The organism is Sporomusa rhizae (assembly GCF_041428845.1).
Taxonomy (GTDB): Bacteria; Bacillota; Negativicutes; order Sporomusales; family Sporomusaceae; genus Sporomusa; species Sporomusa rhizae.
In genome coordinates this window covers 2,169,199-2,181,010 of the sequence record NZ_CP156925.1, presented here as the reverse complement: position 1 = coordinate 2,181,010, position 11,812 = coordinate 2,169,199, and the positions used below count along the sequence as shown (strand labels likewise).

11 protein-coding genes are annotated in these 11,812 nt (G+C 43.9%); 7 read left to right on the top strand and 4 right to left on the bottom strand.

What is annotated here, in order from left to right:
* Positions 1–235: 235 nt before the first annotated feature.
* The 3 genes from citF to citD are packed head-to-tail and all read right to left on the bottom strand — an operon-like array spanning position 236 to position 2,949.
* On the bottom strand, positions 236–1,774 hold the full coding sequence (gene citF / locus SRRS_RS09890; protein ID WP_371368385.1) for a citrate lyase subunit alpha: 1,539 nt from the start codon (positions 1,772–1,774) through the stop codon (positions 236–238).
* A gap of 16 nt (positions 1,775–1,790) precedes the next feature.
* Positions 1,791–2,663: an aldolase/citrate lyase family protein gene (locus SRRS_RS09885; protein WP_371368383.1), complete on the bottom strand. Its 873-nt coding sequence runs from the start codon at positions 2,661–2,663 to the stop codon at positions 1,791–1,793.
* Positions 2,664–2,676: 13 nt separating this feature from the next.
* Complete coding sequence (gene citD, locus SRRS_RS09880) at positions 2,677–2,949, bottom strand: citrate lyase acyl carrier protein (RefSeq protein ID WP_371368381.1); 273 nt, start codon at positions 2,947–2,949, stop codon at positions 2,677–2,679.
* A 328-nt stretch (positions 2,950–3,277) separates the two neighbouring features.
* On the opposite strand from citD, the gene SRRS_RS09875 reads away from it, so the two are divergent.
* The 3 genes from SRRS_RS09875 to SRRS_RS09865 all read left to right on the top strand — a co-directional run bounded on the left by SRRS_RS09875 (position 3,278) and on the right by SRRS_RS09865 (position 6,856).
* Positions 3,278–4,162, top strand: a complete 885-nt coding sequence (locus SRRS_RS09875; protein ID WP_371368380.1) for a LysR family transcriptional regulator — start codon at positions 3,278–3,280, stop codon at positions 4,160–4,162.
* Between the two features lie 223 nt (positions 4,163–4,385).
* Positions 4,386–5,684 carry a CitMHS family transporter gene (locus tag SRRS_RS09870; RefSeq protein WP_371368378.1) on the top strand — a complete coding sequence of 433 codons (1,299 nt, stop codon included), beginning with the start codon at positions 4,386–4,388 and terminating at the stop codon, positions 5,682–5,684.
* A 119-nt stretch (positions 5,685–5,803) separates the two neighbouring features.
* Positions 5,804–6,856 carry an AbrB family transcriptional regulator gene (locus SRRS_RS09865; RefSeq protein WP_371368376.1) on the top strand — a complete coding sequence of 351 codons (1,053 nt, stop codon included), beginning with the start codon at positions 5,804–5,806 and terminating at the stop codon, positions 6,854–6,856.
* Here SRRS_RS09865 and SRRS_RS09860 read toward each other — a convergent pair.
* Complete coding sequence (locus SRRS_RS09860; RefSeq protein ID WP_371368374.1) at positions 6,853–7,065, bottom strand: hypothetical protein; 213 nt, start codon at positions 7,063–7,065, stop codon at positions 6,853–6,855. The two genes, SRRS_RS09865 and SRRS_RS09860, sit on opposite strands and share 4 nt — an antisense overlap.
* A 173-nt stretch (positions 7,066–7,238) precedes the next feature.
* Here SRRS_RS09860 and SRRS_RS09855 point away from each other — a divergent pair, with 173 nt between their 5' ends.
* The 4 genes from SRRS_RS09855 to ltrA all read left to right on the top strand — a co-directional run bounded on the left by SRRS_RS09855 (position 7,239) and on the right by ltrA (position 11,769).
* Positions 7,239–7,517: a hypothetical protein gene (locus SRRS_RS09855; protein ID WP_371368372.1), complete on the top strand. Its 279-nt coding sequence runs from the start codon at positions 7,239–7,241 to the stop codon at positions 7,515–7,517.
* 4 nt (positions 7,518–7,521) lie between these two features.
* A complete protein-coding gene (locus SRRS_RS09850) occupies positions 7,522–7,971 on the top strand; it encodes an acid shock protein (RefSeq protein WP_371368371.1) in 450 nt (149 codons plus the stop codon).
* 460 nt (positions 7,972–8,431) lie between these two features.
* A complete protein-coding gene (locus SRRS_RS09845) occupies positions 8,432–9,673 on the top strand; it encodes an IS110 family transposase (protein WP_371369785.1) in 1,242 nt (413 codons plus the stop codon).
* Between the two features lie 713 nt (positions 9,674–10,386).
* Entirely contained in the window at positions 10,387–11,769 is a 1,383-nt protein-coding gene (gene ltrA, locus SRRS_RS09840) for a group II intron reverse transcriptase/maturase (protein WP_371361643.1), read from the top strand.
* Positions 11,770–11,812 lie beyond the last annotated feature (43 nt).

Genomic DNA, 11,812 nt, shown 5'->3' with positions numbered 1-11,812 from the left:
TGTTTATATGTATACATTATCACATCTGCCCAGCTATTTCCAGCATTACCGGTTGATACTAATTTACAAAATACGACAGAGCCTTAACTATAGACTCTGTCGCATTATCGCTTCCATTATAAGCGTTACTATGCATCAGAATTTCCGTCGCCAAATCCCACATATAGAAATTCTTTATGCCGTTTTATCCGCTATTTCTAGCGGATATAGAATTCCACCCGCAGCCAAGTCTACTTTATAACGGTTTGCGAATTACATCGATGATAGTACCGTCACGATATTCGACGACAGCCACAACTTCATCACTTACCTTGATCGGCTCAGGTTTTCCCGCCATATCATAGGCAATTTTCTGCAAGTCTTGGATACTCATAACCGGCAATCCAGAACCCTTTAAATTATCAATTAGATCTGTACGGCGCGGGTTAATCGCAATCCCCCGTTCCGTAACTATAACATCAACGGTTTCTCCCGGAGTTACTATAGTATTTACCCTGTCAAGAACCATCGGCAATCTGCCCCGCAAGAGCGGCGCAACCACTATTGCCAGGTTTGCGCCGGCGGCAGTATCCGAATGACCGCCGGAGGCACCCATAATAACCCCATTGGAATCAGTAATAACATTGACGTTAAAATCAACATCAACTTCGGTGGCACTAAGAATAACTACATCAAGGTTATTTACTATCGGACCGCCATTATGAGGATTAGCATAAAAAGAAGCCGACATTTCCAGGTGATTCGGGTTGTTTTTCAGCGAGTCGATAGAGGGAATATCAAAATCCTGGACATCAAAAATAGTTTTTATTAATCCCTGCTCAAGCATTTCCACGAACGGTGCGGTTATACCACCAACACCGAAACTGGCAGAGATACCTTGAGCGAGCATTTTTTCCTTGATAAATTTGGCAGCGGCCAGCGAAGCCCCTCCACTACCTAATTGCAAAGACCAACCGTCTTTAAAATAGCCTGAGTATTCAATTACACCGGTAGCATATTCGGCCATTAATAATTCGCGTGGATCCCGGCTGATTCTAAGCGCACCGGAAGCAATACCTTTAGGGTCACCAATGCTGTCAAGCACTACAATAAAATCCACCTGTGTCTGCGGTATGCTAATAGGAAATACCGGATGCGTCACAAGATTATCGGTAATAGCCACTACTTTATCAGCGTAAGCGGCATCAACCATAGCATAACCCATGGAACCACAGGCCGAGGGACCGTTAATTCCATTAATATTGCCATTCCTGTCACAGCAGGGAGCCCCAATAAAAGCTACATCAATTTTTAGTTCACCGGCTTCAATAGCGCGGGCTCTGCCGCCGTGGGAGCGAATAATTGCCGGGTTGGCCAAACAGCCGGAAGTCATAAGTTTTCCAAGTTTACCGCGGGCACCGCTTGTCTCAATAGCGGTAATTATGCCTTGCTCAATGAAAGGGATAATAGCTTCATTTATATCATTAAGTGAGCTTGGTGCAAGCGTCAAACCCTTTATTCCTTTTTTGGCAATGGCTGAAACTACCTGGTTTAAAATATAGTCACCGTTCCGGAAATGATGGTGGAAAGAAATTGTCATACCATTTTCCAAACCAGCGGCATCAATCGCGTGTTCTAAGGAATTTACAAGTTTTTCAGACTTGGGCATATTTACCCTGATTTTAGGACCGGCCATCCTTCCCTGAGGAATAGTGGCAAAAGGGCCGGCATAAGGGCGAACTGCCGCAAGCCCTGGTATTTGATCCGGAATTGTTCTTCCAGCAGCATTTATCATGACGTAAACCTCCCTGTTACTTTTTTACCGATTTCGCATAGGCCAGTACTCTTTCGGCTCTAAGCACCATCGGCGTGTCAATCATCTTGCCATCCAGGTTAATTACCCCGGAGTTGCGTTCAATTGCCGCATTATAGGCAGAAATAACTCGTTCCGCATGGGCTACTTCTTTTTCTGTCGGTATAAAAATCTGGTGAACAATCCGAACCTGCCGGGGATTAATTACCGATTTACCATCAAAACCTAATTGCTTTATCATGTTTACTTCGGCAATAAAGGTCTCTTCGTCATTTATATCAGAAAATACGGTATCAATTGCATCAATACCGGCAGCACGCGCCGCTAGCAGCAATTGCTGACGGGCAACAAATAATTCTTTGCCGTCTTTGCTGCGGGTAGTTTTCAAATCAGCAATGAAGTCTTCGCCGCCAATAGCAAGTGCTACCATCCTTGGGCTGGCAGTGGCAATCTCATACGCATTACGAAGACCTTTGGCTGTTTCAATAGCCGCCATCATATTAATTGACCCCGGCACAAAACCATGTTTCTGTTCTGCTTCGCTAATAATCGTATCAATTTCTTGAATATCGCTAGGAAATTCAGCCTTAGGCAAGCGAATCAAATCTGGTTTCGCAGCAAGAACGACATGTAAATCATCCACACCGTAAGGGGTCTGAATGTGATTAATCCGTACAGCTACTTCGCAAGGATATTTAATAGTTTTTATGGCATTATGCACTAGGTGACGCGCAGCATCTTTTTCACTAATAGCAACAGCATCTTCCAGATCAAAGATGATTGTATCGGCACCGTAAATACCGGCGTTTTGCAACATAGCCGGATTGTTTCCGGGCATAAACATCATGGCGCGGCGTAATTTCTTTTCCATAGTATTTCCCTCCCTAACTGCGGGCCCGGTCGACGGCTGTTCTTACCCGGGCTTCGATGGTAAAATCTAAAGCACCTTTATCATTTGCATGTACAACAGCATCCTGAATGCCAAAAGACATAAGGCTTTGTACAATCACATTTTTAATTTGCTCACCATATTGCTGCATGGTAGGACTGACCAATTCGACCTTTATACCATCTCCAGGTTCGGCTGGAGCCAACATGATAAGGATATCACTTGATTCTACGCTGCCGGCTTGTGCCGCTTTCAGCAATTTTGTCACGATATAATCCTCCCCCGTTATAAATGAGACTTGATTCAGATGGGGTTTTAACCCCACCTGAATCTTAGTCGAATTATCCAGGGACTTAGCCGTTCTTTACTCCCGCCTACAGAGGACGGGAGTATTAGAACGGGTTAGTCATCGGATAAAAAACAGTCTAACTACGGCATATTATAACTAATATTCAGAAAGAGCAAAAATACATATACGCGATTGCAAGCCATAACATATTTGTATATCACGAGTTCCACCACTTTCTCGTATAAAGAAGGAAACAAGGTATTGGCGGCGTAAATATAACATATCGACTACTGTGGGAGGCTTGCCGATGGAAGACAGAGACTGGCGAATACTACAGGTGCTTTACGAACAAAAAAACATTACGAAAACGGCTCAGGCGCTTTTTATCTCCCAACCGGCATTAACTGCGCGACTTAGATATATTGAAGAGTACTTCGGCGTAAAAATTGTCTACCGTACAAGTAAAGGCGTACACTTTACACCCCAAGGAGAGTACGTCGCCAAAGCGGCGTCTGAAATGCTGCTTAACTTGCGCAACATAAGAGAAAAGGTAACAGATATGAATAGCACTGTTGCCGGTACTCTGCGGTTGGGGGCGTCAAGCTATTTTACCATGTACATGCTGCCCCGGCTGTTAACGTTTTTCAAAAAGGAATATCCGCATGTTGAGTACAAAGTAACGACCACCTGGAGCCGTGATATATTTAATTTGGTGCATAACCAGGACATTCATGTTGGGTTTGTCAGTTCGGATTATGGTTGGCAGGGAGCGCAGCATATGCTATTTGAGGAACCCATCTGTATTGCATCTACTGATGCGATCGATCTAGATCAGCTTCCCCGGTTGCCCCGGATTAATTACCAGAGTGACGCATTAATAAAAGCACTCGTAGATAAGTGGTGGCGGGAAAACTTCAGTGAACCGCCTACCATCAGTATGGAAGTGGATAAACTTTCCACTTGCAAAGAAATGGTAGTAAATGGACTAGGCTATGGCATTATGCCCTCTATGATTGTAAAAAACAATGAAAATATCCATAAGACCATCCTCACAGATAAAGAAGGGCGGCCATTACTCCGCCGTACCTGGATGCTTTATCACGAAGATATGCTTGAGATGAACGTAGTCAGTGCGTTTGTTCGATTTGTCCGAGAAATGGATTTTCCTAATGTCATTTTTTCCCGAAAATAAATACTGACAGTAAGAAAGTATGCTCATGTGCCCTTCGGGTACGTGGGCATACTTTCTTTAACAATAGGGTGTCGGTGTTCTTTAGTTTTCAAAATTCTTATAAGTTTCTTTGATAACCAGCCATAACTAGTTTGAATTTTACTTATATACAGACATACTCTATACTCAAAATCGTAAACGACGCGAGTTGTCGTAATTTTTAGTCAGGGAGGAGATTATTTACATGCTCGCAGTAGCAGGATTCTTAATGGTTATTGTCTTTATGTATCTTATTATGTCCAAGCGGCTTTCGGCAATGACCGCCTTAATGTTGGTGCCGCTTGCTTTCGGTATTGCTCTTGGATTTGGCCCCAAGCTTGGCGCCATGTCCCTAGATGGTATTAAAAAGGTCGCCCCTACCGGTATTATGATTTGTTTTGCCATACTCTACTTCGGGGTTATGATTGATGCTGGTCTGTTTGACCCGTTAATTAACCGGATTTTAAAAGCCGTCAAAGGCGACCCGATGAAGGTTGTTGTCGGTACCGCGGTACTAGCCGGTATCGTCTCACTTGATGGCGATGGATCAACCACATATATGATTACTTGCTCAGCTTTGCTGGCTGTTCATAGACGTATCGGTATTCATCCGCTAATCCTGCCTGCTATGGCTATCATGCAAAATGGTGTTATGAATATCCTGCCATGGGGCGGACCTACCGGCAGGGTTATGAGTGCCCTAAGTTTAGAAGCTTCGGAAGTGTTTGTTCCTTTGATTCCGGCAATGATCGCCGGTACGATCTGGGTAATGTTTGTAGCATACCGTATCGGTCTAAAAGAACGCGCCCGTCTAGGCACACTACACATTCAGGACGCTATCACAGACACTACCGCTACGTTAGCTGACGATGAAGCGGAAAAACTCAAACGTCCGCACTTATTCTGGGTTAACTTAGGCATGACTGTTTTACTGATGGCTGCTTTAGTCAAAGAGATACTGCCTCTTAACGTCCTGTTTATGCTCGGAACATCATTGGCTTTAATCATTAACTATCCGAAACTAAAAGATCAGCAGGCCCGGATTGCAACCCATGCCGCCAATGCACTGCCGGTTATTGTAATGGTATTTGCCGCCGGTATATTCATGGGTATCATGTCCGGCACTAAGATGGTTGACGCTATGGCTAATTCCCTGGTATCTGTTATTCCACCTTCCATGGGGCCGCATCTAGCCCTAATCACAGCTTTTGCCAGCCTGCCGTTCACCTTCTTCCTGACAAATGATGCTTTCTACTTTGGAGTTGTGCCTATTCTTGTTAAAACTGCCGCAACCTATGGTATAACCCCTGCGGAAATTGCTCGCGCTTCATTGATCGGCCAAGGCGCTCACCTTTTAAGCCCACTTGTCGCTTCTACCTATCTTTTGGTCGGTTTATGCGGAGTTGAATTCGGTGACTTCCAAAAATATACCCTGCTGTGGGCTATTGGAACATCACTTGTTATGCTGGCACTTTCACTGGCAATTGGAATTATTCCATTCTAGGAAAACTGCTATAGTTGTAAAACAAAAATACGACAGAGCCTGCGTTTTAGGCCTGTCGTATTTTCACATTCGTTTATAAGTGGTAAGATATAGTCATTACATTAATGAAGGTGACATAAATGCATAAACAATATTTAGCTATCTTTTTGCTCGCCGCAGCTAACGGCCTGTTATTCAGTCTACTGCACCTACCGTTGCCCTGGACGTTAGGCCCTTTAGTTATGGCTATTCTTTGGAAAACAGTTTTGAAAAAGCCTGTATTTTGGCCAAAAAAAATACGAAATATGGGTATGGTAGTGTTAGGATACATGATGGGAAGTCCTTTTACGCCCTCGGTTGCTAGCCAAGTCCTGCAACAGTTGCCAATCATGCTGACAATGACCTTGACATTAATAACCATCTGCTTAGTCACAGGTTATATATCCGGCCGCTATACCGGTGTAGGCCTCTCCAACAGTTTGATCGGCAGCATCCCCGGCGGCCTGTCTCAGATGTCGGTTATCTGCGAGGAAATCAAAGGAACCAACATTTCGGTGGTTACGCTTATGCAAACCGTGCGGGTTATTACTGTTGTATTCATGGTGCCCTTACTGGCACTGCATGGACTTGCTGATCACGCAACTCCGGCTGCCCGTGTGGTCAAACCTTTGGAAATGCACCAGCTTCAGCTACTGGTGTTAATCGCAATAATCCTTATTGTACTAATAAAGATAGCCAAACGGATACATTTGTCCAATATATATATTTTAATTCCGGTACTAGGCACAGCGGCTTTGGTTTTGACCGGCTTAGATGCTCCGGCTTTACCGGCTCCGGTTATTTCCTTGGCTCAAATCGTTGTCGGAATAAAAATGGGCAGTGATGTTGATTTTGGCAGCTTAGGCAATTGGAAAACGATCGCTTTAGTTAATCTCCTTACTGTTTTGTCCGTTATTTTTTTCATACTCGGCGCCGCCTATACCTTTTCTCACATATTTCCGATGTCATTTGTCACAGCTTTTATCAGTATGGCTCCTGGCGGCATGTCAGAGATGGCGCTTACTGCGATGTCGGCAAATGCAGATCTGCCAACTGTTGTTGCCTACCAGTTATTCCGTCTGTTGTTTATTTTACTAGTTTGTGTTCCTGTTACCAGATGGTTAATTCATAGACAACAACTCAAACACGCTTAACTCTTTTTTTCAATATCCTTTAATCTAACGAGGAACTTCTCAACTTTACCAATTTCTCCGACTAATTCATATTCATATGACCAGCCGGCAGCGTGGCTGTGACTCTCCACAAACCGCACCTGAATCAGACATTCATCACCCAAAATCTCAACCCGGCGCGGTTCAAGCGGTGTAACTATACTCTCAGTGGTTTTAAAATGATTACGCACAAATATTATCCTCACTTACCAGTCAAATTAGCTCTTGTTTTTACTATTATAGCAAGGTTATGAGCGACAGTCACCCTTTTAACTCTTAACCTTGACTTTTTTTTACTTTCATATTACATTAGTGGTGTCGAACCCTCGCTTTTAGGGCAAAATTTACAAAGTGGTGATTATTAATGTCGGAAAGAATGACCTTGCAAGACGTTTTACGGGAGTATGGAATTCCGCTCGCAACTCTAAATGTAACGGCATCCCATCAAGATTGTTTAGCACTTCGTGAGCGCCTGATGGCCATACGCGACCTCAGTCATGGAAAAGAGCAAGGTTACCTAGAGGTAGCCTGCACGTTTTATATCGATGTCCATGATATTGACCGTTACTTATCAGGAGAACTACCTGCACTAGCGGAAATATATCCATTCCCGGAAGATGTAAAAACGCATAAGGAGGAATAAACAGATGAAAAAAGTTTTATTGTTTACTTTTGTATTTATGTTCGCACTTAGCACAGTCAGCTTTGCCGCTGTCAGCGGTTCCAAGTCCAGAACCTCCTCACCGTCCACCAAGCCCCCAACAACCCAATCAACTCCTTCTAAAGATACTACAAATAGCTATAAACCTTCGGCTCCGGCCCAAAGTTATGATGCAAAAGCACCTGCTGCTGCCAAGCCGAATACCGCACAACAACCGCAATCGAACACCGGTGGTTTCCTGCGAAATGCGGGTCTGTTCGGTGGCGGTATGCTCTTAGGCAGCATGCTTGGCGGCATGTTCGGTTTCGGTAACTCCGGCATGTTCGCTACGCTCATGGGCATGTTGTTCAATGTGATAATACTAGCCGGTATATTCATGGCAGGACGCTATTTGTGGGATAAATTTAAAAACAGAAATAATAGAGAACGGCGTTAATAAGAAAAACCACTAACGAGGTCCTTTGGTATTGAGTACATCCGAAATTCGGTACTCAAATCCATTAACCCCGGCAACTCCCGTAACCCCTGGCCCTTTGTCGGAGAAAGCGTTCCGAAGGAGAAAAGCCGGGCGGTATTCCGTTAAGAAATCCGTACTGTTTGAGCGTGTTTACGGATTTTAGGAGTACCGCCTGGCTTTTCAGCTTTTGTAGGCTTCGGGCCTAGACTTTTTGTTACTTGGTACTATTTAAGTGTAATTGTTAACCATGAAAATGGTTGATCAATTACACTTATTCTTTTACAGTAAGAGGGTAATTGGCCTGGCATTTTGTTTACAGGTTTTCTACAACCGCCACAAAAGCTGTCAGCCATCCTCTTGTTGTATCCATTCGATTTAGCAGGTTGAAACCGTTTTAGGCTTTCGTGTAACGAACCAAGTTGAGTGGCAATAAGTGTTGATGGAACAATTACCGACTTTATCAAGGGAGGATATCTGGATGATTAGCGTTGGGATTGACGTTTCAAAAGGAAGTAGTCGTGTTTGCGTCAATAAGAATGGTCGTGTTATGCAACAGTTCTTTGTAGAACACTCTCAATTGAGCATGAAAAAGCTTATCGATTTGCTCCTATCTTTCGAAGAAGAAGCAAAGGTTATACTGGAAGCCACAGGAATTTATCATCTTCCGCTTGTACAATCGCTAATCCGTGCTGGTATTTTTGTGGCCGTAATTAATCCTTTGGTTTTAAAGAAATATGCAGCTCTTTCACTTCGCAAGGGAAAAACCGATCAACTCGATGCCGTTAAAATTGCTGATTATGGTCTGGCAAACTGGCATAAATTGATTGGTTATTCCGTATCGGATACTACCTATACCGAACTAAAAGACCTGGGCCGTAACTATGCCTACTATGTAAAATTGAAAGTGATGCAAAAGCAACACCTTACTATGCTTCTAGACAGGGCAATGCCAGGAATTACAGAACTTGTACGGACTGCTGGTAATGATAATTTGACTAAGAACAAGCTGCTGGACTTTATAGAGCACTATCAGCATTATGATCGGATTACGGCCAAATCCGAGAGACAGTTTGTACTGGATTATTGTCGGTGGGCAAAAAAGAAAGGATACCGGCCTGATGAAAGCAAAGCATGCTCAATCTATGCTTTAGCCAAGGCCAGTATCCCCACTTCTTCCTCCAAGAGCACACCCACCACGGCCTTGCTTTTGGAGGCGATAAAAGTCTTACGCCAGCTATGCGAGACTTTACAATCCATTTTAGCACAAATGAAAGAACTTGCGAAAGAGCTGCCCGAATACAACGTGGTTTGTGCGATGCATGGTGTTGGAAATATCTTAGCAGTACGCTTGATCGCCGAGATAGGCGATGTTCGGCGATTTCATTCAGGCAAATCATTAGTTGCGTTTGCAGGTCTCGATTCTCCACCTTATGAATCAGGAAATTTTATAGGTACGAAAAGAAGTATATCCAAGAGAGGATCACCGTTTCTCCGCAAAACAGGCTTTGAAGTCATGAAATCACTTATCATGCACAAACCCAGGGAAGACAATGCAGTCTATTTGTTTATAGTAAAAAAGGTGACTGAAGGCAAGGCGAAAAAGGTGGCCATGATTGCAGGTTTGAATAAATTTCTTAGAATTTACTATGCACGTGTGAAAGAAATATATGATGCTGTTTAGGTAAGTTAGAAAAAATCTCGATTGCCATAACTACTTTAGGCTATGGTTTGTTTGCTATGCCCTTAAGAAAAGGGATGAGCCATCAAACTTTTTCATTTTACTCTTGACATTGCTTAGCAGGCTTTTGGGGAAATGCCAAAAGTAAGACCCCTTTCTTCTGTTTTATACTGGCGATGTATGTTTTTTTCATACGGCTCTATTTCCGCAACCCGCGCCATTCCTACTGCCTCAGCCTCTGAAAACTTATACTTTCTTATCTTATAAAAAAGGGATGCACTTAAGTGCACCCCTTTTTTTATGTGCGCCCGGCATGGGCGCAATCTAACGGGTGAAAGTCCCGAGCGCGGGTAGATAGTGCCAAGCGCATAGCTCAAGACAAGGGTGTCCACCGCGAGGTGGAATCTGAAGGAAGTCGGCGGCAAATCTCTGGTCTGACGAACAGAAATCACATATAAGGCAGTGTAAACTGGGTAAGGTTGCATAACAAACCGAAGCCCGAAACTATCCGAAAGTTTGCGCTGTAAATGTGGCAGATAGATGGAGAGAAAGATTGCGTTCTTACCCGGGGAGATCTCACAGACATGTGAAGATAACTCAATCGAAGCATGGTTGAAATAAGATTTACTGTGAGAAGTCAGCAGAGGTCATAGTACCGAAGTTTTTCGAGAAGGACTGAACAATAATCGAGTTCTTGAGCAAAGGAAGGTGAAGTCATGTTAAGAGAGCAGAAAACCAGTAAAATGGGCTGCCCTTGCCAGGGTATGCTGGAAGCAGAGAGTAACAAGGGAGCGCGGAGCATGACGACACTGGAAGATGCAAAAGAGAACCGCGTAAATCTGTTAGAAGAAATACTAGACCGAAACAATCTCAATGCAGCATATGCCCAGGTACTGCGCAAGAAAGGTGCAGGCGGAGTGGATGGCATGCAGGTTGGAGATATGAAGCAGTGGCTGAAAGACAATAAAGAAGAGTTTCTTGAATCCCTGCGAACCGGAAGATACACCCCTCAACCCGTGAGAAGGGTAGAAATACCTAAGCCGGACGGAGGAACCCGAAAGCTAGGAATACCGACCGTACTAGACAGGTTAATACAACAAGCCATAACCCAAGTGTTAACGCCCATCTTTGAAAAGAAATTTTCAGAAAGAAGTTATGGTTTTCGAGTAGGCAGAAATGCGCATCAGGCGATAAAGCAAGCCGAAGCATACTATAGGGCAGGATACACGAAAGTAGTAGACATTGACCTGGCGCAGTACTTCGATACGGTAAATCATGACATGCTTATCAACATGCTCCGTGAAGAAATCAAGGATGAACGAGTCATCGTCTTAATCCGGAAATACCTGAAAAGTGGAGTCATGGAAGGCGGTATAGTCAGCCCCAGTACATCGGGAACCCCGCAGGGAGGAAACCTGTCACCACTGCTATCCAATATCTACCTGACGAAATTTGACCAACTGCTGGAGAAGCGCGGACATAAGTTCGTAAGATATGCAGATGACTGCAATATCTATGTCAGGACGGAACGTGCAGCCAAGCGGGTCATGGCGAGTTGTGTGAAATTTCTTGAGGGAACTTTGAAGTTACAAGTAAATCAGCGGAAAAGCCAAATCGGCAGTCCGCTGAGGGTGAAGTTTCTGGGATTTGCATTGCATAAGGTAGCGGGACAAATCGGAATACGTCCGCATGGGAAAGTCTTGAAACGTTTCAAAGAGAAGATCAAGGAAATAACCAACCGAAGTCGTGGGTGGGCAATCCAAGACACACTGCAAGAACTGAGGAAATATACAACAGGCTGGTTGAACTACTTTTCCATTGCAAACATGAGCAATAACATGAAAGAAATGAACAAATGGATACGGCGCAGGCTGCGAATGTATCTATGGAAGCAATGGAAGAAAGTTCAGACTAAGTTTGTGAATCTACAAAAGCTGGGACTGGATAGGAATAGAGCTTGGCAGTATGCCAATACACGGTTAGGGTATTGGCGTGTTGCGGGAAGTGCTATTTTACAAAGGACACTAACAGACAAATACCTCGAATCTCTAGGCTATATGAACATAGCGAAGAAATACGAGGCATTTCATTTACGTTAAAATTATTGAACCGCCGTATACCGAACGGTACGTACGGTGGTGT